Origin of the sequence: Mesorhizobium sp. B2-3-10, assembly GCF_006442275.1 — a bacterium.
GTDB lineage: Bacteria > Pseudomonadota > Alphaproteobacteria > Rhizobiales > Rhizobiaceae > Mesorhizobium > Mesorhizobium australicum.
In genome coordinates this window covers 503,841-527,719 of record NZ_VFVT01000004.1, presented here as the reverse complement: position 1 = coordinate 527,719, position 23,879 = coordinate 503,841, and the positions used below count along the sequence as shown (strand labels likewise).

General features: G+C 60.8%; 23 protein-coding genes and 1 pseudogene. 13 read left to right on the top strand and 11 right to left on the bottom strand.

The genetic code is table 11. The features are described 5' to 3' along the window. Positions 1-219 precede the first annotated feature (219 nt). The 3 genes from FJ943_RS15215 (at position 220) to FJ943_RS15205 (ending at position 4,269) form a co-directional block, all read left to right on the top strand. Complete coding sequence (locus tag FJ943_RS15215) at positions 220-873, top strand: outer membrane protein (protein WP_140620010.1); 654 nt, start codon at positions 220-222, stop codon at positions 871-873. A gap of 865 nt (positions 874-1,738) precedes the next feature. Then, entirely contained in the window at positions 1,739-3,229 is a 1,491-nt protein-coding gene (locus FJ943_RS15210) for an ATPase domain-containing protein (protein ID WP_140722540.1), read from the top strand. Continuing rightward, on the top strand, positions 3,226-4,269 hold the full coding sequence (locus FJ943_RS15205) for a sensor histidine kinase (protein WP_140620006.1): 1,044 nt from the start codon (positions 3,226-3,228) through the stop codon (positions 4,267-4,269). Before FJ943_RS15210 ends, FJ943_RS15205 begins: the two co-directional genes overlap by 4 nt. Positions 4,270-4,683: 414 nt before the next feature. On the opposite strand, the gene FJ943_RS30165 is transcribed toward FJ943_RS15205, so the two are convergent. The 5 genes from FJ943_RS30165 to FJ943_RS15170 all read right to left on the bottom strand — a co-directional run bounded on the left by FJ943_RS30165 (position 4,684) and on the right by FJ943_RS15170 (position 8,541). After that, positions 4,684-4,815, bottom strand: a complete 132-nt coding sequence (locus FJ943_RS30165; RefSeq protein WP_281406168.1) for a hypothetical protein — start codon at positions 4,813-4,815, stop codon at positions 4,684-4,686. A 678-nt stretch (positions 4,816-5,493) separates the two neighbouring features. Continuing rightward, on the bottom strand, positions 5,494-6,003 hold the full coding sequence (locus tag FJ943_RS15185) for an Hsp20/alpha crystallin family protein (RefSeq protein WP_140620004.1): 510 nt from the start codon (positions 6,001-6,003) through the stop codon (positions 5,494-5,496). 89 nt (positions 6,004-6,092) lie between these two features. Continuing rightward, on the bottom strand, positions 6,093-6,569 hold the full coding sequence (locus tag FJ943_RS15180) for an Hsp20 family protein (RefSeq protein WP_140715998.1): 477 nt from the start codon (positions 6,567-6,569) through the stop codon (positions 6,093-6,095). Positions 6,570-6,965: 396 nt separating this feature from the next. Beyond that, entirely contained in the window at positions 6,966-8,213 is a 1,248-nt protein-coding gene (locus FJ943_RS15175; protein ID WP_140722537.1) for a HipA domain-containing protein, read from the bottom strand. Beyond that, positions 8,206-8,541, bottom strand: coding sequence for a helix-turn-helix transcriptional regulator (locus FJ943_RS15170; RefSeq protein WP_140716002.1), 336 nt, complete (start codon positions 8,539-8,541; stop codon positions 8,206-8,208). Before FJ943_RS15170 ends, FJ943_RS15175 begins: the two co-directional genes overlap by 8 nt. A gap of 467 nt (positions 8,542-9,008) precedes the next feature. On the opposite strand from FJ943_RS15170, the pseudogene FJ943_RS30015 reads away from it, so the two are divergent. After that, a pseudogene (locus FJ943_RS30015) lies at positions 9,009-9,152 on the top strand (SOS response-associated peptidase); the annotation flags it as partial. 165 nt (positions 9,153-9,317) lie between these two features. Here FJ943_RS30015 and FJ943_RS15165 read toward each other — a convergent pair. The 4 genes from FJ943_RS15165 to FJ943_RS15150 form a co-directional block, all read right to left on the bottom strand. Next, on the bottom strand, positions 9,318-9,740 hold the full coding sequence (locus FJ943_RS15165; protein WP_140620125.1) for a hypothetical protein: 423 nt from the start codon (positions 9,738-9,740) through the stop codon (positions 9,318-9,320). A gap of 460 nt (positions 9,741-10,200) precedes the next feature. Then, complete coding sequence (locus FJ943_RS15160; RefSeq protein WP_140661243.1) at positions 10,201-10,902, bottom strand: response regulator transcription factor; 702 nt, start codon at positions 10,900-10,902, stop codon at positions 10,201-10,203. A 192-nt stretch (positions 10,903-11,094) separates the two neighbouring features. Then, on the bottom strand, positions 11,095-12,258 hold the full coding sequence (locus tag FJ943_RS15155; RefSeq protein WP_140620123.1) for a M24 family metallopeptidase: 1,164 nt from the start codon (positions 12,256-12,258) through the stop codon (positions 11,095-11,097). Positions 12,259-12,290: 32 nt separating this feature from the next. Then, a complete protein-coding gene (locus FJ943_RS15150) occupies positions 12,291-13,055 on the bottom strand; it encodes a GntR family transcriptional regulator (protein ID WP_140619994.1) in 765 nt (254 codons plus the stop codon). Positions 13,056-13,237: 182 nt separating this feature from the next. On the opposite strand from FJ943_RS15150, the gene ehuB reads away from it, so the two are divergent. The 6 genes from ehuB (at position 13,238) to FJ943_RS15120 (ending at position 18,544) form a co-directional block, all read left to right on the top strand. Further along, positions 13,238-14,122 carry an ectoine/hydroxyectoine ABC transporter substrate-binding protein EhuB gene (ehuB, locus tag FJ943_RS15145; RefSeq protein WP_224643165.1) on the top strand — a complete coding sequence of 295 codons (885 nt, stop codon included), beginning with the start codon at positions 13,238-13,240 and terminating at the stop codon, positions 14,120-14,122. A 98-nt stretch (positions 14,123-14,220) separates the two neighbouring features. Continuing rightward, on the top strand, positions 14,221-14,880 hold the full coding sequence (locus FJ943_RS15140; protein WP_140619992.1) for an amino acid ABC transporter permease: 660 nt from the start codon (positions 14,221-14,223) through the stop codon (positions 14,878-14,880). Continuing rightward, a complete protein-coding gene (locus tag FJ943_RS15135; RefSeq protein ID WP_140722535.1) occupies positions 14,870-15,529 on the top strand; it encodes an ABC transporter permease subunit in 660 nt (219 codons plus the stop codon). The genes FJ943_RS15140 and FJ943_RS15135 overlap by 11 nt, the downstream gene beginning before the upstream one ends. Next, positions 15,526-16,335, top strand: coding sequence for an amino acid ABC transporter ATP-binding protein (locus FJ943_RS15130; RefSeq protein ID WP_246671880.1), 810 nt, complete (start codon positions 15,526-15,528; stop codon positions 16,333-16,335). Before FJ943_RS15135 ends, FJ943_RS15130 begins: the two co-directional genes overlap by 4 nt. Before the next feature lie 15 nt (positions 16,336-16,350). Continuing rightward, positions 16,351-17,385 carry a succinylglutamate desuccinylase/aspartoacylase family protein gene (locus FJ943_RS15125; protein WP_140722532.1) on the top strand — a complete coding sequence of 345 codons (1,035 nt, stop codon included), beginning with the start codon at positions 16,351-16,353 and terminating at the stop codon, positions 17,383-17,385. Next, positions 17,378-18,544 carry a pyridoxal-phosphate dependent enzyme gene (locus tag FJ943_RS15120; RefSeq protein ID WP_140661246.1) on the top strand — a complete coding sequence of 389 codons (1,167 nt, stop codon included), beginning with the start codon at positions 17,378-17,380 and terminating at the stop codon, positions 18,542-18,544. The genes FJ943_RS15125 and FJ943_RS15120 overlap by 8 nt, the downstream gene beginning before the upstream one ends. A gap of 445 nt (positions 18,545-18,989) precedes the next feature. On the opposite strand, the gene FJ943_RS15115 is transcribed toward FJ943_RS15120, so the two are convergent. Then, positions 18,990-19,799 carry an SDR family NAD(P)-dependent oxidoreductase gene (locus tag FJ943_RS15115; protein WP_181172988.1) on the bottom strand — a complete coding sequence of 270 codons (810 nt, stop codon included), beginning with the start codon at positions 19,797-19,799 and terminating at the stop codon, positions 18,990-18,992. A gap of 891 nt (positions 19,800-20,690) precedes the next feature. On the opposite strand from FJ943_RS15115, the gene FJ943_RS15110 reads away from it, so the two are divergent. The 3 genes from FJ943_RS15110 (at position 20,691) to FJ943_RS15100 (ending at position 22,487) form a co-directional block, all read left to right on the top strand. Then, a complete protein-coding gene (locus FJ943_RS15110) occupies positions 20,691-20,993 on the top strand; it encodes a hypothetical protein (protein ID WP_140619981.1) in 303 nt (100 codons plus the stop codon). Positions 20,994-21,109: 116 nt separating this feature from the next. Beyond that, the gene (locus FJ943_RS15105; RefSeq protein WP_140722529.1) at positions 21,110-21,460 is read left to right on the top strand and encodes a hypothetical protein; all 351 of its coding nucleotides are present in this window, start codon (positions 21,110-21,112) and stop codon (positions 21,458-21,460) included. Positions 21,461-22,046: 586 nt separating this feature from the next. Next, positions 22,047-22,487 carry a MucR family transcriptional regulator gene (locus FJ943_RS15100; RefSeq protein ID WP_140722665.1) on the top strand — a complete coding sequence of 147 codons (441 nt, stop codon included), beginning with the start codon at positions 22,047-22,049 and terminating at the stop codon, positions 22,485-22,487. A 12-nt stretch (positions 22,488-22,499) separates the two neighbouring features. Here the strand turns inward: FJ943_RS15100 and FJ943_RS15095 are convergent, their stop codons facing one another. Further along, a complete protein-coding gene (locus tag FJ943_RS15095) occupies positions 22,500-23,837 on the bottom strand; it encodes an MmgE/PrpD family protein (protein ID WP_140722526.1) in 1,338 nt (445 codons plus the stop codon). Positions 23,838-23,879: the final 42 nt, after the last annotated feature.

The window sequence follows — 23,879 nt, the reverse complement described above, 5'->3', positions numbered from 1 at the left end:
CGATCCTTCGCTTGTCGGCCGAGGCCGACGGATCTCCGTGATGTTTGAACAACCGTCCTTTGACGCCCTCTCATCCGGACCGATGGTATTCCATTGGGCTAAGCCACTCCCCTTTCTGAGCCGCACCGCGCTAGCACCCGAATCAGGTCAAATGTGGCGGAAATACAACTGCACGCGCCGGGAAGCTCTGCTACCAACGGACAGGTTATGGGGGCCACTATGAAAAAGCTGCTTCTTGGTCTGTCGCTGTCTCTGCTGGCGTCCTCGGCGTTTGCTGCCGACGCCATCGTCGGAGAAGCCGCGCCCGTTTTTATTTGGACAGGCGGGTATGTCGGCGTCCAAGCAGGATATGCTTGGAGTGATGGCAACATACACCAAAATAATGGACCGGGGTTTATTGAGTCAGACCCTGACGGGTTCCTTGGGGGTGTCTTCGCTGGTTATAACTATCAGATGTCAAACGACGTCGTGATTGGTGCGGAACTGGACTTCGTGTCCGCCAATGTCGATGGCAGCGGCCAAATATTTGCCGCTCCTGGTCTGCCATTTCCGGGCGGCGTCGGGACTGAGGAGCTCAACTGGAGTGGGGCGGCAAGACTTCGCCTGGGATATGCCGCCGATCGCTTTCTTCCCTACATCGCGGGTGGCGTTGCATTTGGAGACATCGGCATCAGCAGTAACACCGGCGTAAGTTCTTTCGGAGATACATTCACGGGATGGACGATAGGCGCGGGCTTGGATTATGCCATGACGGCCAATCTGCTGCTGCGCGCCGAGTATCGCTATACTGACTTCGGCAAGGAAGCATTGCCGGCGGGGGTTGTTGATCTGACTACCAGCGAGGTTCGCTTAGGCTTCGCCTACAAGTTCTAGTCCTCTGAGCCCAATAGAGCCTGTCGCTTACCGCGATGGGCCTTTTGCGCAAGGATTAGCCGCTGACTGGCTGTTGTGAGCTTCGGCGATTTAGAGCTCGCATAGCTTTCCGCCCATCTTCGAGATTTACCTTCATAGGCAAAGGTAAAGTTGACAGTCACGTATCGGCCTTCGCGTTAGGTTCGTTCGCCCAGCCTTCAGGCAATCGGTCAAAGACACGAACCCTACTTAAAGCTCGGTGGGGGAATCACGCCGAGCTGTTTTTGGGAAGATATGTGCAACGACCAAGCGCACGAGGGAGCTAGGCGCAACGCAAGTCCCCAAAAAAGCCTTCACTGGGTATTTGGCCCGTTCGGGGGAAGGGTACTCCGGGGCAGGCAAGGGGCGCTGGTTTAGGGCAGCGCCTCCTTCGATGTCGTCGTCGCAAGTAGAGCGATCCTGGCAATAGCGAGGACGCGCCGTCGCGGTCGCACCTTTGGGAGGCGCACGACTGCCTCTGCATTCTGCATCCTGGGGCGCGTCTGCTTCTTTACCACTCGCAGGCTCGTTCGGGTAGGGCAGGATCGGAAACCTGCCGGTCTAGGCAATGCCAGGATGCTTTGGCGGCGGCTTGTTGCTCGTTCAATAGCAACCGATTGAACCCCGGGAGCTAATGCGACCGCGACGCTTTGAGTTTAGTTGAATAATGTCGGCCCTGTTGACCGGGCAGAACACCAGGCGACCTCGTTAAGTGACGTCCGAGATGGTCTACCGATGAGCGGCTTTACGACAACTCGCAGCGCCCGTCGGGCGCAGGATTGCCTCATAGGAACCTTTAAGAAAACCGGCCGTTGTTGGCGGTCCACCAGACCACAAAGGGGGCCACTTGGACCAGGATGATGCGGCACCGACACCGACTGGCGTACCAGGATTGGACTATGTCCTGCGCGGGGGATATGCCAGATACAGATCGCATCTAATCGAAGGACGTCCAGGCTCAGGCAAGACGACGCTCGGCCTGCAGTTCTTGATCGAAGGCGTCGCGGCAGGCGAAACCTGCCTCTACATCACCCTTTCTGAGAGCAAACGTGAGTTGCTTGCGGTCGCAACTCGTCACGGCTGGACCCTCGACGGCATCGTAATCCTTGAACTTGTGCCTCCGGAATTGAGCCTCGATCCATCACAGTTGCAGACGCTGGTGCACTCTTCCGACCTGGAACTCGGCGAAACCGTTCGATCCGCGCTGGCGGAGATAGAAACGCTGAAGCCTGATAGAGTTGTTTTCGACTCTCTTTCGGAGATTCGCCTTCTTTCGCAAGGTTCTTTGCGGTATAGGCGGCAGGTTCTGGCCTTGAAAAGCTTTTTCTTGCTCAACGACGCGACGGTCCTGCTTCTAGATGATCTCACCGCTGAGCATGACGACTTCAATCTACATTCCATTAGCCACGGCGTGATCCGCATGGAGCAGCTATCGCCAATCTATGGCAGTGAGCGCCGCCGTCTGCGGGTCATCAAGATGCGCGGTGTCGAGATCCGAGGTGGGTTCCATGATTTTGTCATCCGCCCCGGCGGAGTGATTGTGTTTCCGCGGCTTGTCGCGGCCGAACACGAAGAAGGATTGCACGGTCCCCCAGCCCTCAGCGACAGTTCTGTGGACGCACTCATGGGAGGCGGGCTCGCAAGGGGTACCAGCACCCTGTTGATTGGCCCCTCTGGTGTTGGGAAATCCACTATCGCCTCATCCTATGGCCATGCTGCGTTGTTGCGGGGTGAGCGCGTGCTGGTGCTCCTATTCGACGAAACCAAACGGATCTTTCTGACGCGTGCTGCCGGTGTTGGATTGGATCTGCAGAAGTTTGTTGACCAAGGGGCGCTTCTCCTCGAACAGATTGATCCAGCCGATTTGTCGCCGGGCGAACTATCAACCCTGATTCAAAAGGCCGTCGAATTGTCCGACGTGCGCATTGTTGTCATCGATAGCCTCACCGGATACTTAAACGCCCTAGCGGAACAACAGTATCTTGTCCTGCAAATGCATGAAATTTTGACTTACCTCAATCACAAAGGCGTTGTGACCATTCTGCTGCTTGCCAATCACGGGCTCATTGGCAACATGTCCGTCCCGATTGACATCACTTACCTCTGCGATGCGGTTATGCTGCTTAGGTTCTTTGAGAGCGGCGGTCGGCTCCGACGCGCGATCTCTGTTGTCAAGAAACGGGTCGGGCCGCATGAGGACACCATCCGGGAATTCAGGATCGGTAGCCAAGGTCTTGCTGTGGGAGAGCCACTGGCAGAGTTCCGGGGAATTTTGACGGGCGTGCCACTTTTCGAGGGAAAATCCTCGGAACTTCTGGAAGACAAGGACCGGGCATGAACGCCCGTGAGGGAGACGTGCTAATCCTTGCTCCGCTCGGGCGAGATGCCAAGCTAGCGGCCTCCATTCTCGCCGAAAGCGGGATCTCTACACATATCTGCAAAACCCTTGATGAGGTGGTGGCAGCACTCGAGACTGCCAGATGTCTCGTCGTCACCGAGGAAGCTTTGCTTCACGCTGATCGTACTGCGTTGGCAGCCTGGCTCGACATGCAGCCGGCTTGGTCGGACTATCCGATCGTATTGCTGGTGATGCGGGAGACGGAGTTCGACAAGCGGCTAAATTTTCTCGACCGGCACTTGATCGTCCTTGAACGGCCGTTCCTGGCCTCGAGCTTGGTCAACTCGGTCCGCTCGGCACTGCGTGCCCGCAGCCGCCAGTTAGAAGTCAAGTCGTACATCGAACAGAAGCAAGAAGTGGCTGATCGCCAGAAATTGTTGATCCGGGAACTCCATCATAGGGTAAAGAACACTCTTGCCAACGTTCGCGCCATGATGAGCGCCACAGCGCGAACGAGCGGGCGGGTGGAAGACTTTGTCCGCGACTTTTCGGCACGAATTGTCTCCCTCGCGGACACACATTCCATTCTGACTGACGACTACTGGCAGACCGCGTCTTTGCGCCAGCTTCTTGAGGGAGAACTTCGCCATTACGACACGAGCGGCTCTTCACGGGTCGTGCTTGAGGGGCCCGATGTAGCGCTGGTCGCCGACATTGCCATTCCTGTAGGCATGGCATTTCACGAGCTCGCCTCCAATTCCTCCAAGTACGGAGCTTTGTCCCGGCCGAACGGGCGGGTTGAGGTAAGTTGGTCGATCGAACGGGCCAGCGATCACCGGGTCGTTGCGTTGCATTGGCGAGAAAGGGATGGACCTACAGTGCAAGAACCAAAGCGAAAGGGCTTTGGCACGGTACTGCTGGAAAAAGTTGTCGCTGTGCAGTGCCAGGCGAAGATCAATTTAGTCTACGACCCCGATGGGTTGCAGTTCGACATGGAGCTTCCGGTGCGAGATACCCGGCTCGTTCCCGCCTACGGATAGGAACGACACGAATGCCTAAATCCTCTCGTCAGGCTCGAGATAGCGATCGAGCTCGGACAACCGATGCGTAGGTCTCGCCAGCTTCGCTCTCGCCAACTCCGTAAAGATCGCGCTGGCGGGCAATCGGCGATGCAGCTTTTCGACGGCGGGCTGTACCGCGGCAATGATACTGCCGGTTTGGCTCGATCCGCCGGCAGCGATAAGAGAACCTGGCAGGAGGATGTCACCTATTCGAACGAGACCTTGTCGATCCATAGGCTTGGGCGCTTGGCGGCATGCTGGATCTGCACCGTCGCCGTGCCCATGCCCATTTCGACTCTCGCTGCCTCGATGAGAGCGCTGCCGTCGGCTGAGACGCGGAGGCGCATTGTCGTGGGAAAGCGGAGACGGGACAGTAGGCAGTCGCCACGCCGATCAGCCATTGGCCCGCACTGAGACCGAGGCTCTCGTGCCTGAACCATCCCCGTCGGCGGCAACCTCGCATTCGAGCGCGAGCAGCGCCTGCTCGTCTTCATCGAGACGCGACGGCCGACTGTTCTCAGGCATGCCCTTATTGGTCGCCTGGTCGATCAGGTACTAGGGTCTAGGCCTAGTTCATCAGGATCGAGCGCTTCGCCTCCAGCGCCAGCGTCAGATCGCGGACCAGGTCCATAGGCGATGTCCAGCCATCCGAACCGGAGGATCGTCGGGAGTGGCCGCACTGTCGAGGGCGCGCCCGCACCACTCCTGAAGGACGGCAAGTCCGAGCCGATCAAGCACAGCATCCGAGAAAGCTCGCGTCGAACTCCCGGCCTGTGCAGGCATCTCATCGAGCTGCAGGCAACGGCCTTTGCCGACCAGCCCGATCGGGGAGACGCAGGTCAGCCCCTGCTGCTCGGCGTAGCGGATGGCCGATTCCAATGTCGGAAAGCCAAGCTCGACCTGGGCCAGCGTGTCATCGCCGCTCGTCTAGCCCACCAGGGCTCGGCGAACGGCGCAGTGCTTCGCTCGAAACGAGGCGCCAGCCCCCCAAGCTTGCCTTGCCGGACGTGGTCAATGCGCGCGACCGCATCGTCCGGGAAGAGCGAGCGCTTCATCGAAAGGCTTGTGCAAGTTGTCGTTCGACGGCCACCCCTGTGGGTTATAACCTGGTTCGGTCTGTCGACCTGTCTGGTGTTCATCCCTGCCTGCCTGAAGGACGCTGCCGGCGGCGGCCAGCTGCCCGCCGCCGGCGCCTGCCACGGGTTAGCTCTTGATGGCGATGCGCTTGACCTGCGACTGCGCTCTCTCGCTCTTGGGCAAGGTCACGGTCAGCACACCATTGCTGAAGCGCGCGTCGACCTTGTCGTCCTTGACCTCGTAGCCGAGTGGGATGCGCCGCTCGAAGTGGCCATAGAAACGCTCGGAGAACTGCCGGTCCTTGTCCTCCGTCTCGGAGTGTTTTTCGCCCTTCAAGGTCAGCACTCCGTCGTCGAGCAGGACTTCGATGTCCTTCTCTTCGAGGCCAGGTATCTCGGCTGTCACCTTGATCTCCTTCTCACTGTCGGAAATCTCGACGCTCGGCCAACCGCCGCTGAAGGCGGAAGGAGTGTTGAAAGAGGGAAGGTTCGAGCCGAAGCCGCGAAAGACGTCGTCGAACAGCCGGTTCACCTCGCGATGCAGCGACAGGAACGGGTCGCGCTCGCTATCGCGGAACACAGTTGGAGCCTGGTTGCCGTTGCCTCGGTTCCAGGGGATCAGATCACGGACATTCATTGTTCTTCTCCTTCTGTTTGTTCGTTTGTTTTCCCGCCGGCGCCGGGGAGTGCCCAACGCCGTGCCCAATGTGCGCTTTGGGGGCGGCTTTAGGCGGCCTGCTTCTCGGTCTCGATCTGCTTCGTCTCGACCTTGGGCAGCGCCTCGCCGGCCGCAATCTTGATCTTGCGGGGCTTCATTTCCTCGGGAATCTCGCGCTTGAGATCGATCGACAGAAGGCCATTGACTAGGCTTGCGCCTATGACCTTCACATGGTCGGCCAACTCGAAGCGGCGCTGGAAAGAACGCTCGGCCATACCGCGATGCAGATAATGGCCGGTGTCCTCACCAGCCTTTTGACCCGACACCATGAGCATGTTCTGCTCCTGGGTGATGGTCAGATCGTCCTGCGAGAAACCGGCCACCGCCATGGTGATGCCGTAGTCGTCCTCGCCAGTCTTGGCGGTGTCATAGGGAGGCCAGTTGTCGATAGTTTCGACGCGGCTCGCAGCCTCCAGCGCGTTCAGCATTCGGTCGAAGCCGATGCTCGACCGGAACAGGGGAGAAAAGTCGAGAGTGGTTCTCATAGCCACATCCTCCTTTGAGCAATATGGATACAAGGTCTTCGGCCGCCGGATGCTCTCCGGCCGGCATACCGGCCCCGATGACGCCGGCGGTCATGATTTAGTTCACTGGATTGGCTGTTCAAGAGGCCGGCGTCTTACTACGAGGCCTTTAACCTGAACCCGACTGCGTGATGATGCGGACCCTGCCCCTAGCGAGTGCAGCATTGCTCTGAACGTCTGATACGCGTTGTGAGTTGTGAAGTGCTCGTGCCGAGATATAGCGCGCGTGCCGGGTCAGAGATCGTCTGAAGCACTTCGCGAATGCCGGCGTCTTCGATCTCGGAGAGGTCCAGCGCGATGGTCGCGCCGGGGACGGGTCAAATGACGGAGGCGTGAAGTTGTAGGTGCAGGTTCGGGTCATAGCGCCAGCGCCCGCTTGAGATCGTCGTGTTCGAAGGCGCTGGCCATCCGTGTAATTTCTGCAGAGCGGGCGCCCGCCGCCTTGGCGGTTTCACGCCACGTCGCGGTCACGGTCGCGACCTCTTTGACGATTGCGCGGGCCTGCTGCAGTGTGAGGCCGAAGAACTCCGAAGCCGCCTCAAGCAGGTCGAGCGAGCAGGTGCCCTCGTCCAGGTCGATGTTCGTCGTCAGCACACGCGCCTTGAGATCGGTGGGCACAGGATTGAGGTCGTAGGCGGGAGAGAGAGACCATCCCGCCTTGCCGAGCCAAAGGAAGCCATGGTTGCGCAGGTGGTCGTCGACATTGGAAATCAGCACGTTGAAGACGACCCGCCGATAGAGGACATGAGCGTCGGTCTTCCCCTGCGCGCCATGTTGCGTAAGAGCGTCAACGATCTCCGGGTAGCTGCCGCGCTCACCGTCCTTGGCGCCCATCATGGCCATCGCTGACAGGAAAGGAATGCGGATCGAGTCGGAACGATCGAAGCGTCGGGACAGCATCACCGCCTTGCCGGCAACCTCGATTAGCTCATGATGCGGCGTGGTAATGCCGGACTGCTCGGCCAGCCGCAGCGCGATCTCCTCCCATGTCTCCATGCTGTAGTCGTCGATCTCCTTCGGAAATTTGGCGATGGAGAGGTGTCCGTGCTGGTCGATGACCGATGCTTTCGGCCTGGCGCCGCCGAGGGAAGAGCCGGGGGCGAAGATGAGTTGAAGGTCCTCGTCCGTCTCCTCGTCCCGGAGGATCCGTTCGGTGATCTGCAGCAGCCGCCCGAGTTCGATCAGGGCGGGGACGCCGGCGCGGCTAGGCGCCTGGAACGTCTCTTCGCCTGCCCAGCGGAATCTGAGGGCACCCAGGCGGGTCTCGTCGGCGACGCCCAGCAGGTAATCGCTTTCCGCAAGGGTGCGAACGGCGCGACCTTCGCGTTCTGCAAGACGGCGCTCGGCGCGCTGCATAAGACGGCGCCCCCATGCGTCGGGCGCTGAGTCTCCTATGGAGCCGAAAGTCACCAGTCCGGCAGGAGGGGCGAAGGCACCGCGGGTCAGGGCAAGGGCGGGCTCAAGCGAGAACCGGTCTGGATTGGCGAGCCACGCGCCATCGTATTCAAAAAGGATAGTCTCCGTGCCTCGAACGCGATTACTCCTCGCCAGGCCGATAGGGCGCGTGCGTCCGTCCAGGGCGATATGTACCTCGAAGTCAGCCATCGCGAGATGATCCGACTGCTCGCTTGAGATGGACGTGCTTGGGCAGTTCCGCGCTGGCCAGCGCTTGTCCAACCGGGTCGTTGCCTATGTCGGCTATCTGGCCAAGACCGTTGAGCAGGCCGAGCGCCTGAAGGACACCTGCATAAATGCCGATGCTGACATTGGTGTCCCCAGCCTCGACCTTTTGCAGGGTCGAGCGGGACGTGAAGGCGCGCTCTGCGACGACAGCCATTGGCAGCCGCCGACGCCGACGGGCATCGTGGATGTCTGCACCAAGCTTGCGCAGGACGCGCCGCACAGCGGCGGGAGGGTTATGTGGTGTAGGCATTTGAAACCTTCACACTACAGATTAGCGAGATATGTAGCATGAAGCTTACAATTCTCCTAGCCCTCGCGCGATAGCCATCCCATTGAGGGAGGGGGGTGGCGAACCAAGCACGTGACGCTATAATTCCGAGAGGCTGAATCGTGGCCGGCGTTGTCTAGCGTAGAGACGGCGGTGCGGCCGAAGTGACTTTCGGGGTGTTGTCGCCGCCGTGCCTGCCGATAGAACCACAATTTTCGCGATCTGGCAGAAAAAGCCAATGGTTCGGAGGCCGGTACTTTTGACGGCCTATGTAACAGTATGCGGAAATCGAGAAAATATTTTAGTCAATACATCCATGTGCTTAACGTTACGACTGATAATCGAGTGAGCATGGTAGTCCTTTCGCGTGGCCAAGCGCGGATACAGCCTTGCCTGATTGGGACCAGATCGCGGCGGGGATCTGGCCCAGACCGACGACGTTGGGGAGGCCCGGTCCGGACACAGCCGCGTTTCACGATCGGCGGATCGTACTAGAGGCGGAACGATTGGGGGGCTGGCTTGATCCCTCAGTATCCGCCGAATCCCTGATCCAGCCGCTTCAGGCGGGGACGCTGGGCGTGGACCAAGTGGGCGCACGAACCCTGTCGGCGGCGGTGAGGGCGCACCGATTCTCTTCATCTCCGCCCAGGTGACAGGTGAGCGGCGCCTGGTCGCTCACGACCTCCGCGGCCGCCGCTGACGCTTCGGCGGTGGTCGAGCATCTCGACTTGAGGAATGAGCCCCGTCGAATCCCTTCATCAAGGCCTAAGCAACGCACCCAGCCTTGCAAAGATGCCGCCATTCATAGCGGCGCGAACACGAAGTGCTACCCATCCGGCCTTCATCGTTGCGCCGACATGACAATGGCAAACAATGTCGTGCAATTGCCAGTTGGACAGTTCGAAAAACTTCCGGGCCGCACCATAAGTATCGTCCTCCAGGCCCTGCGCCCTCAGAATTGGGTCTTCGAACGCAACGCTGATCGGCGACGAAAGGCAACGCGCTTCGTTGCGGTCATGGGGGCTCATATATTCCGTGCCCGGGAGCGCTCCAAGGCATCGATCTGGTTGGTGTTCAAGGAGGTTTGCCCAGCGCTCAAGGCGTTGCCTACGAGTCATTGCTGGATATTCCGCGTTCACCTCCGCGATAACGTTCAGTTGTTCAAGTGTCTGGTGTTTCATAGCAAGCTGCTCCCATTGGGCCAGGTTTTCCTTGCTTTCCGAGATCGCGACAGGCCCGGTCGCCATCGCCAAGGCGTGAACCTTGCTTTCTCGGCAAAGTTCCATGGCGTCGAAAATTTGGGTGCCGCTGGCGGAGCCTCGCCGTCAACCCGGAAGTTGCCATCACCAGGCTCTCGAGCCGCAGGCTCAGAAGGCGCGAGCCACCAGGCTGGGAAAATCTGCCCTGGGCCTGCCGAACCCATTGGGAGACGCAAAATATCTGAGGGACCGCGGGCGCGCGGAGCGAATCCGATTGGCGGGACAAAAATATACCGTAGGCAACGGAGCAGTCGCGCTCGCCCAACAAGGTGGACTCTCGATTTCGGCCGACACACGGTTCTATGGTTGGCCATCAACCGCGCGGCCGCATTACTTCGGGTTCCGTTCGGCCGCCCGGCCGTTGAGGCACGGAAGAAGCGCTCTAGCCTGTTGGGCTTTCAAGCGCATATCCACCCAGTCTGACGGTGCGAATGACGTCGTGGTGAGGAGACTGCTTGATCGATCTTCTTAGCCGACTGATGTGAACGTCGACCGTGCGCGGGCCGACATAGACATTGCTGGGCCAAGCAGCCCCGATCAGTTCTTCACGGCTGAGCACCTTCCCCGGGTGCTCAAGCATATGCCGCAGCAGCTTGAACTCGATCGGCCCCAGCTCGATTTCCCGACCGCTGCAGCGTACATGATGCGTGTCGATCTGCATTTCTATGTCGCCATGGCTCAGCGATAGCGCGCTCTGCAGTTGCAATCGCGAGCGCCGGTCGGCTCCGAGCCTGGATCGCAGGTAGTCCAGCAGCTTGGCTGGCGCCAGCGGTCTGATGAAACTCTCATCGATTCCCGATTTCAGCAGCACAATGTGTTGGGGTTCCGCACCGGGCGCAATCAAGGCGATGACTGGAAGGGTACTGGTCCTGTCATCCTGTCTAAGCCGGGCGCAGCTATCCGCCATCTGATTGTCCGGCCGGCAGTCCAACAGCAAGGCCTGAACGGACAGTTCGGCGGCCAACTCGAGCATCTCGTCGACATTGGTTGCTAACGCGCTTTCAAAGCCGTCCACCGCAAGAATGTGGCTCAGGATCAGATAGAACTCCGCGTGATCCGAGCATATGATGATCAGTGGCTTCATGGCGTCGCTCGCGTTCGGCGGGTCGCTCGGTAGGTTGCTGGTCCCTCGTGCGCACCCGTTTACCCAACCATCTACCGGGGTTGCAAAACATCCGGCTTCGACCTTTTTCCTGTCGCTGGCCTGACGACAGTCAGCTCCTCAGCACGCGGGTGCTTTGCTGGTCCCGCACATCTGTGGGCCAGCCAACTCAGTTCAGTTGATGATTGGCAACTGCTCTGGAGAGAGCTCACTCAAAAACTGGACCCCGGCCTCGCGGATATAGATGACCTCTTCGAACTGGAAGACAGCGCCATTGATCTCCAGCTTGGGCTCCAGGTGCAAGATCATGCCAGGTCTTATCGTTTCTGGATTGGCCTTGGAGATGGACGGAGGTTCTGTGACATCGAGACCTCCACCGTGCCCGATACGTGAAACAAGCCCATAGGCGGGCGGAAGGCCGGCGTCAGACCAAAGCTGCTCGAAGGCGCCGAAAACATCCCCGCACGTCATCCCGGCCCTGACGCTTGTTGCAAGGGCCACGGTCAGCGCACGCGTTCGTTCGTAGGCCTCTATCTCCCAGTTTTCCGGCGCCCCGCCGCGAGCGATGCGGTTTCTGTCGGCAGGGTAGCCCCCATAGGTCGAGCGAAAATCCGTCCACACATACTGGCCAGCCTGCAGGGGATGCAGGCCTGGCGGGCGGCCGTAATTGAACTCGCCCCTGCAGAATGTCATGGCGATCGGATCGGCACGGTCGGCGCCGTTCATGATGATGCGGGCCTGGATCTGCCGGGAAAGCTCGACCTCGGTAATGCCGAGACGCGCCTGCGAAACAGCATCGTCGAAAGCTGCATTGACGATCTCGAAGGAAACGCGCTTTAGATCCGCTTCGAACGGCGATTTGATCATGCGCGTTCGCCACAGCATATCGACCGCGCTCTCAAGCCTGTGCCCGCGCGCCCTCAAGCCGTCGACGATCTCCAGCGAACCGCGACCGGCCATGTCCTGTCCATAGTCAACCGCGACCCGTGCAGTGGCGGCCAGGTCGCCGGTTCGGACCGCTTCGACGATGGTTTGCGCGCCTTCGGCCAGATACCCCGCGTAGTACACGATCGCGAAGGGTCGGTGCCGCGCTTCGAGATTTCTGGTCTCGATCCTGTTGGCGATGACGCGGACATCCTGATGGTCTATCACCAGGAACAAGGGGCGCGAGTGATAGCCCCAGGACAAGGTCCTGTAGTCGGTGAAGTATTCGACATTCTTCTGGTCGGTGAGGACCAGCGCGTCAATATCTTCGTCTGCCATCTCGCGTCGCACCGCGGCAAGCCGCCTGGTCAGCTCGGCCACCGCAACATCGGGTGAGGGTGAAACTGGAAGCATGATTGCCTGCTCCTGATCTAAAGCTCGTCGCGTCAGCCGGACGCCGGGTCGGTTCTCGTCCGCCGCTTGGGGGTTGCGTGATCGGCGTCGATTTCGACCACGCAAGCCAGCCGGTCGAACGGAGATTCGGTTATGCCGAACACCGAAACAGACCTTTCGGTGGTGCTCAGCCTGTAGAGGCGACGAAGGGTCGGATATCCGTTCGGAAGCGCGAACGTCTGCTGTGCTTCATTCGAGGCCGGCGCGGCATCGATCAGCAGCTTGGTCTTGGTGAAGCGCGTGCCGTGCTCGCGCAGGACATCGCCGATGAATTTGTCCCTGAACTCCTCAAGCATCTGATCGCTCACCGGGTGAGGCAGATAGGATGTGTCGTACATGATTGGTGTGTCGTCGGCTAAGATCACTTTGCGCACGCACAGCATCAATCCAGTGGGCGGCTCAAGCACGTCGAAGGCTGGGTCTTGTATTTTTTCGCGCGTCAACGAGATGAGCTGAATGGACGGCTTAAGGCCGAGCCGCAGGGCGTTGTCATAGGAGGTAAGAGAAAAATCGAGATCGCGAATGAACCGTCGCTGCTCCCGGACAAAGGTCCCCAACCCGGGTACCGACCGCAGGATTCCGGCCGACTGAAGATCCCGCAGCGCCCGCTTGATGGTGATTGCGCTGACGCCAAAGTCCTCGGCCAGCGCTGCGGCGGAAGGCAGCGGCTGACCGGCACCGTATTGCGCATCCCGCACCCGGCGCGTGATCTCCTGCCGTACGGTTTCATGAAGAGCAGTCCCGATCTGTCCGGCCATTCTCGCCCTCGCAAGGTATACTAGGAATACCTAGCGCAGCGATAAGGCGATGTCCATCCCCACGCAGGCCGGAGCGCCGAACGCGGATTTAACAAAAATAAAACTTATCCTTCACCTGATCTTGACATACCTGATATACCTGGTCTACCTGATAACCTCGACGTTGACGTGGAGAACACCGCATGCCCAACACGGTCGGACTGCTCAGGAAAATGGCAACTGCTGCTACGGCGGCCTGCGCTATTCTCGTTGCAGGCGCGAACAGCCTCAGGGCTGAAACGACAGGTGAGCGGGTCTTGCGCGAGGGCAAGATCGTGATCGGCATTTCGAATGGCGCGCCGTGGGGATACCGCGGTGCCGACGGCGAGCCGGAAGGCTTTCACCCCGACCTGATCAAAGCTGCGTTCAAAGGCCTCGGCGTCGATCGGGTGGAAATCGTGGTCACCGAGTTCGGCGCCCTTATTCCCGGCCTGACGGCGCAGCGGTTCGATGCCATCGCGGCCGGACTCGCCATCACGCCGCAACGATGTGAGCTCGTCGCCTTCAGCGACCCCGATCTGAAGATCGCCGACGCCGCCCTGGTCGCCAAGGGCAATCCGAAGAACGTCCACAGCTATGCTCAGATCGCAGCAAATCCTCAGATAAGGTTTGGGATTGGGCGAGGCAGCGTGACGGCCAAGAATGCTGCGGCCGCCGGTGTCCCCGAAAGCACGATGCTGCTGTTTCCCGACATACAGTCGAATGTCTCGGCTCTGCTCACAGGCAGGATCGACGTCGCCGCATTTTCAGCGCCGACGGTGGCTCGCATCTTGTCCGACCCAAATGTCAACGGCATCGAACGCGCATTGCCGTTCCAAGGCCTGCAGGAGAACGGCAAGGAACGCTTCGGCTATTCAGCTATTGCCTTCCGCAAGGAGGATGGCGACCTTCGTGACATGTATAATTCCCGTCTCAAACTCTTGAAGAGCGACGGAACCCTGGCCCACATCATGGCCAAGAACGGCTTCAGCCATGAGGAGGCAGCACCGGATCTGACCAGTGAGCAGGTTTGCGCGGGGCAGGGCTGACCGGACGCCCCGGGGATCGGCGGCAAGACACGTCGCGGCATCAGCGCGGACGGTCAGGCTCTCGGAGCACGGAGCGGCAGGATCAGGGATGTGCAGGCGTGACTATCGTTGAGATATTGGTCGGAATTTTCGCCGGCTTCCGGACCACGGCAACGGTAACCCTACTGGGCCTGCTGTTTGCCGTGCCCTTCGCCTTGATCTTCGGCGTGGCGCAGTATCTGACACGCGGCATCGCCCGCATCGCCGTCAGCGCCATCATCGAATTCTGGCGCAGTTCCGCAGTCATCATACTGCTGTTCGTCTTTTATTATGCGCTCCCTATCATTGGTATCCAAATGCCAGCGACTATTGTCAGCGCCATGGTGCTGGGGCTCAATGCGGGAGGATACGCCAGCCAGGCCGTCAGAGGCGGACTTCAGTCGCTAGACCGGGGGCAGATGGAAGCTGCCGCGGCCCTCGGCCTGCCGCGACGCCACATCCTTGTATTGATCGAACTCCCTCAAGCGTTGACCAGGATGGCACCGACCTTCATCAACCAGTTCATCCAGCTGGTTAAAGGAACGGCGCTCGTTTCCCTCGTTACGCTGACGGACATGACCTTTCGGGCAAAGGAGATCGCCGAGCTCCAATACAATCCCGTCGGCGTCTACACATCGCTTCTGCTCGCCTATTTCGTAGTCTGTTACCCAGTCGCGCTATTTGGCCGATGGGTCGAGCAGCGCATCGGCGTGGCAACGAGGTTATCCAGTGACCTTTGATCTCGAATTCGCCCTCTCGACCGTCCCCACCATCCTCAGCGTCATAGGAACCACGATCGGCGTGGCGCTGGCGAGTTGCGCGGGAGCGTCGGCGCTGGGCTTCTGCCTCGAGATCACCAGGCGGGCGGCGTCCATTGCCGGCTATGTGGTGCGCTTCATGATCGACTTCATCCGGTCCACGCCGGTGCTGGCATGGCTCTATTTTCTCTATTTCGTGCTGCCGCACTACGGGATCACGCTGCCGGCGCTGTTGGTCGGCACACTGGCACTGAGCGTCTATTTCAGCGGCTATCTCGCCGAGGTATTCAAGGCGGGCATCGACGCTATTCCTGCAGGCCAGGCCGAAGCCGCCAAGGCGCTGGGACTGAGCCAGACTGACATCGTGGTATTCATCCTGGCTCCCCAGATGTTGCGCAACGTCGCGGCCCCGGTCGGCAGCTACTTTGTCTCGATCCTGAAGGCTACGCCCTACCTCGCCGTCATCGCCGTACCGGAGATGCTGGGCAAGGCGTTGGATATCGCCTCGGACACCTACCGCTATGCCGAACCGCTGACTGTGGCCGGCATTGCCTTCCTTCTCCTCGCGCTCGCGGTCGCATGGCTGGTCGGCCGGATTGAACGCCAGCTGCTTGGGCCGAGTAGAAGATGAATGAGCTCATGCGACAGGGCAGCTCCCAAACCACCGATATCGGGCAGGCAGCTGGCGCGCCAAAATCCGCCCAGCCGCCAGCGCTGGAGACGGTAGCGCTCAACAAATGGTTCGGCAGCTTTCACGCTCTGAAGGACGTCGATCTCGTTGCGGCGCAGGGCGCGCGGATTGTGATTTGCGGTCCCTCCGGATCGGGAAAATCGACGCTCGTCAGATGCCTGAATGGCCTGGAGACCTTTCAGAAAGGCGCGGTTCGGGTTGGTGGCGTGGATCTCAGTCGAGACCACAGGCAATTGCGGAGACTGCGGCGCGGGATTGGCATGGTGTTTCAGCAGTTCAACCTGTTTCCGCATTTAACGGTGATGGCCAATTGCACCCTTGCTCTGAAGCGCGTGCTCGGCCAATCGAAGACCGGCGCCGCAGGCATGGCGCTTCACCATCTCGAACGGGTGAGGGTTGCCGACCAGGCACACAAATATCCCAGCCAGCTGTCCGGCGGCCAGCAGCAGCGCGTCGCGATCGCTCGCGCGCTGTGCCTGAATCCCAAGATCATGCTGTTCGATGAGCCGACCTCTTCGCTTGATCCGGAGATGGTCAAGGAGGTGCTCGACGTCATGACCGACCTCGCCAGGGACGGCACCACCATGCTTTGCGTCACCCATGAAATGGGCTTTGCCCGCGAGGTCGCCGACCAGATCGTTTTCATGGACCAGGGACGCATTGTCGAGCTCGCGTCCCCGACAACCTTCTTCACCGCGCCAAGCCAGGAGCGGACGCGGCTTTTCCTGGACAAGATGCTTCGCTGAATGGAGAAGGTAGACATGGCCGCTGAGACACGGATCTGGACCCCGGTTGACTACGAGGCCGACGGCAAGCAGTCGGACTGTCTGAGGCTGCCGCATTCGACCGACCTGTCCGCTTACGGTTTCGTACCCATACCGCTGGTCTGCATTAAAAATAGCGGCGGTCCAACGGCGCTGCTCATCGCTGGCAATCATGGCGACGAGTATGAGGGCCAGATCGCCCTTTGCAAGCTCGCCCGCGAGATCCGCCGGGACCAGGTTTCGGGGCGGCTGATCATCCTTCCGGCGCTTAACTTTCCCGCCGTCGCCGCCGGCCGCCGGGTATCGCCGCTCGACCAAGGCAATCTCAATCGTACGTTTCCCGGCGATGCCGCCGGTTCGCCCACCCAGATGATCGCCCATTACGTGTGCGAGGTGTTGATCCCGATGGCCGACATCGTCGTTGATCTTCACTCTGGAGGGCGCTCACTCGATTATGTGCCGAGCGCGCTCGTGCGGCCGGGGCGGACCGCCGAGGAACATGAACAACTGCTGCGTCTATTGCGGCTGTTTGGCGCCCCCATAAGCTTTGTCAGCGATGGCACAGGGGGTGGCGGACTGACCACCCTGGCGGCGGCGGCGCAGGACAGGGGCGCGCTGGTTCTAACCACCGAGCTTGGCGGCGGTGCGACCTTGTCCAAAGAAGGTCTGGCGCTCGCCGAATCTGGATTGAAGCGCCTGCTGAAAGGCCACGGAATCTTGCGCGAGGTCGTCGTCCAACCGGCTCCGCCGACGCGGGTCATGACCGTCAAAGGCCATAGCGCCTTCGTCTACGCCCGCGAGCGCGGTATCTTCGAGCCGGCCGCCGATATCTGCGATGAGGTGGTCGGCGGCCAGCTTGCCGGCCACATTCACTTTCCCGACCTGCCGACGCGCGAACCCGAAACGCTGCTCTTCGAAAGCTCCGGACTCGTCGCGTGCCGCAGGGCGCCATCGCTTACCGAGCCCGGCGACTGCCTGTTCAAGGTGATGGCCGACCTGGACACCCGACCAAATCGGCTGGCACATGCTTAGCTCGGAGCCTCGGCTCAATCCGCGCGTGAGTGGGATGCGCTGTATTCGCTGCCACGCCGTGTTTGCCGTGGCGGATTACTTCGAAGGTTGCCCGGCCTGTCTTGAACAGAACATGCCGGCAAGCCTGGCGATAGAGTATGAGGAATTCCCCTGCTGCCTCGAGCGGCCTTCTGAATGGCAGGTCTACCCGTCCTGTCCGACCTTGGGTGAGGGCAACACACCCCTGGTGGGGATGGACGAGCTTGCACATGAGGTCGGCGTCCGCGCGCTCCATGTCAAGAACGAGGGCACCAATCCAACCGGGTCGCACAAAGACCGCATGAGCCGGTTTGTCGTCCAGCGCGCGTTGCAGAGCGGCGCCTCGACGGTTGCCGCCGCCTCCAGCGGCAATGCCGGCGTGTCACTTGCCGCCTACGCGGCTCAGGCGGGGCTCGACTGCGTGATCGTCACCACGCCTGAGATGAACCCGAACTGGCGGCGAGCGATCGAAATGCACGGCGCGACCTTGCTGGCCGCGCAAACACCGCAACGCCGCTGGCAGGTGCTCGCCGATCGCGTCCGCGCCGGCGACTGGTATCCGGCCACCAACTTCATTGTTCCGGCAGTAGGCAGCAATCCGTTCGGGGTGGATGGCTACAGATCGCTTGCTTTCGAGCTGTTTCTTCAGCTTGGCGCCCAGGCATGCAGCGACGTTGTCGTTCCGACATCGCGGGCGGATCTGCTTTGGGGCATCGCGCGCGGCTACCGCGATCTGCAAAGGTCCGGTCTCAGCGGCGAGCCGCCCCGCATCCATGCCGTCGAGCCCTTCGCACGCATATCAAGGGTACTTGCGGGCGCCGATTACCGCGGCCACTTCGAAGGTCATTCGGCTTTGACGTCGATCGGCGGATCGACGGTCACCTACCAGGCCGTTGAGGCGATTGCCGCGTGCGGGGGATCGGCAGTTGCCGTTGAGGAGGAACCGACCTACGACGACCAAGCGCGGCTGGCGCGCTACGGTCTTTATCTCGAACTGTCGAGCGCGGCAGCCTTGACCGGCTTGCGAAAGTTGGTCGCGCAGCGCACGGTCGGGCGGGAAGCCGCGGTCGTGCTGGTCGGCACTTCGAGCGGCGCTTCAGAATATCGCGCTTTTCCCAACGCCATTGCCTCTACAGACTAGTCTAGCAGAGCTTCGTTGCGGCTTGCGGTCACATCAGGGCATTTCCGCCTTATGCAGAACGCGCTAGACCAGCAACGGCGATGATCATCTTCAGCCTGCCCGCAGCCGATCGGGCTGTCTCGTCTGGGCCGCATTTGGTGTTCCGCGCCGAACGGCGGCTTGCGCCTATCCCGCCCGTTCACAGCGCAAGCTGAGCACCCTGTGGGTGAACGGCCGCGTCGGCGGCTGGCGGCACTTCCACCGGGCTCTGGTGCTCAAGTGGGACAGAACGGGCCCAGAACGGCCATTGGCGGTCAGTACCAATATACGCTAGAGGTTGGCGCCGGAGTTTCGCCGCGCTTGGCGCGGCAAACCGGTGCCCGTCCGCGTTGGGGACGCTCGGACCTGGGAACCGACCATGAGCCCAAGGAAGGGGCTGACACGTCAGCCAACCTGTCGCCTGGCATTAGCGATATCGAGGCGCTAGTTCAGCCCCGCGACCGGCATCGAACAGGGCGCGATTTGCGTCCCCGACAGCGGAGAGCTTACCCACTTGCTCCAGTGCCGGGATACAGATCGTGTCACCCTGCCGCAGGCCAGCCAAGGATGCGTTGACGACGTCACCCGGCTCCATCACCGGCACATTGGGCCTGAGGACCGGCTTGCCGTCGATATCATGGAATTCTGTCCTGACGACGGCGGGACAAAGCGCCTGGACGAGAATACCTTTGCCCTGCAGTTCAGCCGCGAGAAGCTCGCTGAACATCGTGATGAAGGCTTTGGTGGCGGCATAAACCGAGCGCTTCGGCATGAACGGGGATTTCAAGCTTCCACTGAAGCAGAGCAGGGAAGAGACATTGATGATGGCGCCTTCGCCGCGCGCAATCATCGCAGGAAGTGCCGCATGCGACAGACGCATGACCGCAGTTACCTGCACCGCAACCTCTTCCTGGGCGCGGTCGATCGACAGGTCGACGAAGGGCATGTAAGTCTGGAACCCGGCACTGTTGACGAGTAGCGACACGTCCCCGGCCTGGATTCGCTGCTCCACCATGTCGAGGCCATGCGACTGCGCCAGATCGGCGACGATGATTTCCGCGGAGGCGCCAGCGGCCTTGATCTCGCGGGCTACCGACTCGAGCCGGTCCCGTCGGCGGGCGACGAGCACGATGTCGTAGCCGTCGCTGGCCAGGCGCTCGGCAAAAGCTTTGCCGATTCCTGAGGATGCGCCGGTAATGACAGCGACGCCCAAAGAACTCCCTGTGGAATTGGTCACGTCCGTCCTCCTAATGTCCCGTGCCGATGAATTGACCCTGATTGTCCAACACTACCGCTTGCGGTCGGTTTTGTACTGGCCAATCTCGTCCTGAGCTCAGAGCGATGCTGCTCCTTGAAGACAGGATAGGGCTTTCTAGCGCGGCCATGCCGACAGCCACACGTCCCGAGTACACACGGACCGCGCCTGACACCGCCCTTGATGAAGCCAAATCAAGTGTGGCATTCACACGGCCGTCGCACTGTCCGGGTTTCGTAGCTTTCGAGGAGGAAGGTTATGTTGTACCCTGGTCAGTGCTGGGGCCTTGCGAGATCGATATGCTCTCTCACGTGTGCCGTATTGTATTCACGAGAACCGCACGCCCCTTGACTCGCAGCAGGCCTAGCGCATCGCGTCACACCTGCTCAAGCTGTTTTATCAACGGTCTGATAACCGAAGAGGAACTGCTGGACGCTGAAAGGAGCCGGCCGGACGGCTAAAGCAGCCGCTCCAGCATTCGGAGCTCCGGTTCCCGGTCGACCGCGAGCTAGGTAGCGCTCAACCCCTGGGTGCACATCTGCTCAGTCTTCCCACTGTGGGCCATTCAGAAGGCCGCCGCGGTGGTGCTGCGGTGCACGCCAAGGCGCGGGACGAGGAGCTGGGCAACTTCCTGGCCGAGGTGCAGATGGCTCTCGGCCACAACGTTCCGGGGCGAGGCCAGGAGCGCACTTGTAGCTTCCGGTAAACCGAGACAGAGCGGATACTCACCTGGTGGGGGTAGAGAAAGCTCATGCCGCCCCGGCGGCCGACGCGTTTGTTGTCGCGCAGAGATCAGCCTGGACCCCTGGTGCTGCGAACGCAATATATTAGCAGTAGCTTGACGAAATGATTGGCCGCTCCAGAGTCATAGTTATGGCAAAGGGCATCAAAATCGGCGACGAGGTCGTAATCACCGCCACCGTGCGCAAGCGGGTCACTGAGGACCGGGTGAGCGTTTCCATCCCCTCCTATGGCCAACCCCACTCGGTGATCGACCACACAACGAAGGTACAGAAGGGGCAGCATATCGAGTTGATTGGCAACGTCATCCACATCGACGAAAACAGCGTGACGGTGAACCTGGGCGCTCCAGTCACAGTCGACGCCGCTGTCGTCAGGCTGGTGAGCGCTTACAAGCCGCCAACCAGAAGGGCGCCGCTGGACAAGCCGACATGACGCCGGCCCGTTGTGCATCATCCTGCCCGCACTTGCCGCTGGTGGGATCTCCCAAACAGGGCCGGAGCTAAGCCATCCTCTCATCGTTAGGGCGGCCAACGTATAATGGATGGTCCATGATGCATGACGGCAAAGTCCTAGTGGTCGAAGACGAGCCTGTCATATTGCTTGACCTCGATTTCGCGCTGACCAACGCCGGCTTCAACGTCGTTGCTACCAGCAACGCCGCAGGCGTGATGAGCACCACTATGGAAGAAGACATACAAATGGCCAGAACTGGAGAAGCGCGAGCGCTTGGGCAGCATCGCAGCCCAGTTGGTCATCGTATCCGGCCCAACCAAGGGCGGCGCGTGAGCTGCGCGACGATGAAAACCTACCAGAGACCCATCCCGACCAAGCGTGAACGTTGGTCCGATGCTACGGCCGCGACTTCTTCGCCGATCACCGTCTCAGGCGCGATCGACTAACCGGAGCATCTGCCTTTCACCACCTGCCCGCTGGATCACGCCGGCGGGCTTTTTTGCTTGCGGCGGGAACCGATTGTATCGGCCCAAGTCCATTCGGTGGCGCCCCTCGACACCCCCCGGACAGGAGCGGCGGAGAGTTGGTCGAACAGCTTTCAAACAAAGCCCGCCACTGTCCCCTCAGTGGCGGGCTTTGGTATGTTTAGCGCGGCGAGGTGGACTTGAGTACCTACCTGAGACAGCGGCTCGCTGAAATCAAAGCTGCTCCCAACTTCGCAGGCGCCTGCGAGCTAAGCGCCGGGCTTCGCTAGGCTGGGTCTCCGCTGCCTCGCGGGGCTATGCATCGAGCGGGCATGCCGCCGGCACGCCGCTTAGTCGAGGCCCAGATCACAAGTCGACCCCGGCGCGGAGCCTTTGGCACCTGGAATGTCGATATGCGCCGGCAGGTTTGTTCGTCTGACTGCCAGGCGGAAGTCTCGAATCCCCGTGCAGCGCATTTCATTGCTGATCCATACCATCAGAAGTCCGGTCGTTGCGCATCCTCGAATTCCGCAATAGGGAAGTCGAGGGGACAATACAGGAGTTACAATTGACCAATACCGAGAGCTTTGACCCGATAGGTTTGACGGCCGAGATCGTGGCCGCATATGTCCAGAACAATCCGGTTCCGACCGCAGGCTTGCCTGATCTGATTGCCAGCGTGCATGCCGCGCTGTTGAAGCTGGAGCAGCCGGAGATCGCCGCCAAACCAGCGCCGGTCGCTGCTGTGAACCCAAAGAAGTCTGTCTTTCCCGACTACATCGTCAGTTTGGAGGACGGCCGAAAATTCAGGTCGATGAAGCGTCATTTGGGTCTGCTTGGCATGACGCCCGATGAATACAGGGCCAAATGGGGCTTGGCCAAGGACTATCCGATGGTCGCGCCAAGCTATGCCGCCCAACGGTCCGCCTTGGCGAAATCGATCGGGCTCGGCCGCAAAGCCGCCCCGCCGCCCAAACCGGCGCGGGCGAAGCGGAAAGCGAATGCATAAGCGGCAGGGCGTTCACTGTTCGGCGCCTGGTTGAGGCGCCAGGCAAATGAGCAACGGAGCGATCTCTCCCTGCTTGAGCAAACCCACGGACCGGATGAGTTGATCGAGCTCGGCACGCGAAAGGATGTCGCGGCCGAGGTCGTGCAGCTTTTCGTCTAAGGCCAAGTCATCCATCGGGTTGTTGGCGTCGCCCAGCGGTAGGGGCACGACAATGACGCGCTCGCGCGCTCCAGCAACCATGGTCACTCGCGCTGGCGTGCGCCGCGGAAAAATCCCGGCCAGGTCGTGGGGGTAGCGGATTTCGACTTTCGCCGCGAGCGCCACCACCTCCGGATCTATGAGCGAGCACGGACGCAAGGGGCGGAAGGCGGCCGCGCCGCGCAGTGCGGCCAATGCCGCGGCGAAAGGCACCGAAAACTGTCCGCCTTCGAGCGACTTCGGTGCGATTTCGTTGGGCAGTTTCCGCGCTTCTGGAAAGATCTCCACGACGAGGCGGTCGATCGGCAGCCCTGGATCACGATCCGCAACGAGCGCGAGCACGGCATCGATGACCGGGTGCGTATAGCGGCAGGCGGCGTAGGGTTTGAGGTAGGTCTCGGCGATAAGCCAGCGGCTGCCAAGGTCGGCGGTTAGGGCGCCGACATCATAGGCGTGGGCCCGGTCCAGCAAATCGATCGAGCCGCTCATGCCAGCCTCGGCCCGGCCGGCGGCGAAGACCGCCGAGACCGTCGACCACGGGCTGCTGCCCTTGACGGAGCTTGCCTGGCAATCGCCTTGCGGCAGGTTTTGCGGCGCTTCGGCGCCGGCTATCGCGAGTGCATGGGCGAGCTGGTCGACTTGCATACCGCGCAGCCATCCGATGGCGGCCGCGACGCCGAAGCCAGTCCATTGGCCGCTGGCAAAGCTCATCGTATCGGTGAAGCGGCGGGCGGCGGCGATGCGCAGGGCAACATCATAGCCTAGCGCGGTCGCGGTGAGCACATCACGACCATCGCTGCCCAGCCTTGCCGCTTCCATCAGCACGGCCGGGACGATGGCAGCACCCGGGTGACCCGCCGCAAGACAATGGCCGTCATCGACGTCGAGCGAACTCGCCGCAGCGCAATTGGCAAACAGGGCGCCGAGCGGATGCAGCCCGGCCTCGGCGAACCAGGCATGTGCCGCACCTGCTCCAAAACAGGCTCTGGCGGCAATGCGCGACAGCCGCGCATTCTCGGTCGGCACGCCGCCGAGGAGAGCCGCGATCGTATCGAGAATGGCGCGTTGAGTCTTCTCGATGACCATATCAGGCAGGTCCCGGCGCCCCGCATCACAGGCAAAATCGGCAAACCGCTGCGTCACGAGTCGCATAGCTTCCTCCCATCAATCATAATATACCTAGTATACCTGCAT

What these genes read in the sequence shown, in the direction of transcription:
- FJ943_RS15165 (WP_140620125.1), bottom strand. Translation starts at nt 9,740, where the DNA reads ATGAAACACCAGACACTTGAACAACTGAACGTTATCGCGGAGGTGAAC.
- FJ943_RS15120 (WP_140661246.1), top strand. Translation starts at nt 17,378, where the DNA reads ATGCTTAGCTCGGAGCCTCGGCTCAATCCGCGCGTGAGTGGGATGCGC.
- FJ943_RS15175 (WP_140722537.1), bottom strand. Translation starts at nt 8,213, where the DNA reads ATGGCTGACTTCGAGGTACATATCGCCCTGGACGGACGCACGCGCCCT.
- FJ943_RS15125 (WP_140722532.1), top strand. Translation starts at nt 16,351, where the DNA reads ATGGCCGCTGAGACACGGATCTGGACCCCGGTTGACTACGAGGCCGAC.
- FJ943_RS15130 (WP_246671880.1), top strand. Translation starts at nt 15,526, where the DNA reads ATGAATGAGCTCATGCGACAGGGCAGCTCCCAAACCACCGATATCGGG.
- FJ943_RS15185 (WP_140620004.1), bottom strand. Translation starts at nt 6,003, where the DNA reads ATGAATGTCCGTGATCTGATCCCCTGGAACCGAGGCAACGGCAACCAG.
- FJ943_RS15215 (WP_140620010.1), top strand. Translation starts at nt 220, where the DNA reads ATGAAAAAGCTGCTTCTTGGTCTGTCGCTGTCTCTGCTGGCGTCCTCG.
- ehuB (WP_224643165.1), top strand. Translation starts at nt 13,238, where the DNA reads ATGCCCAACACGGTCGGACTGCTCAGGAAAATGGCAACTGCTGCTACG.
- FJ943_RS15160 (WP_140661243.1), bottom strand. Translation starts at nt 10,902, where the DNA reads ATGAAGCCACTGATCATCATATGCTCGGATCACGCGGAGTTCTATCTG.
- FJ943_RS15155 (WP_140620123.1), bottom strand. Translation starts at nt 12,258, where the DNA reads ATGCTTCCAGTTTCACCCTCACCCGATGTTGCGGTGGCCGAGCTGACC.
- FJ943_RS15170 (WP_140716002.1), bottom strand. Translation starts at nt 8,541, where the DNA reads ATGCCTACACCACATAACCCTCCCGCCGCTGTGCGGCGCGTCCTGCGC.
- FJ943_RS15105 (WP_140722529.1), top strand. Translation starts at nt 21,110, where the DNA reads ATGATGCATGACGGCAAAGTCCTAGTGGTCGAAGACGAGCCTGTCATA.
- FJ943_RS15180 (WP_140715998.1), bottom strand. Translation starts at nt 6,569, where the DNA reads ATGAGAACCACTCTCGACTTTTCTCCCCTGTTCCGGTCGAGCATCGGC.
- FJ943_RS15110 (WP_140619981.1), top strand. Translation starts at nt 20,691, where the DNA reads ATGGCAAAGGGCATCAAAATCGGCGACGAGGTCGTAATCACCGCCACC.
- FJ943_RS15095 (WP_140722526.1), bottom strand. Translation starts at nt 23,837, where the DNA reads ATGCGACTCGTGACGCAGCGGTTTGCCGATTTTGCCTGTGATGCGGGG.
- FJ943_RS15150 (WP_140619994.1), bottom strand. Translation starts at nt 13,055, where the DNA reads ATGGCCGGACAGATCGGGACTGCTCTTCATGAAACCGTACGGCAGGAG.
- FJ943_RS30165 (WP_281406168.1), bottom strand. Translation starts at nt 4,815, where the DNA reads ATGCCTGAGAACAGTCGGCCGTCGCGTCTCGATGAAGACGAGCAGGCG.
- FJ943_RS15205 (WP_140620006.1), top strand. Translation starts at nt 3,226, where the DNA reads ATGAACGCCCGTGAGGGAGACGTGCTAATCCTTGCTCCGCTCGGGCGA.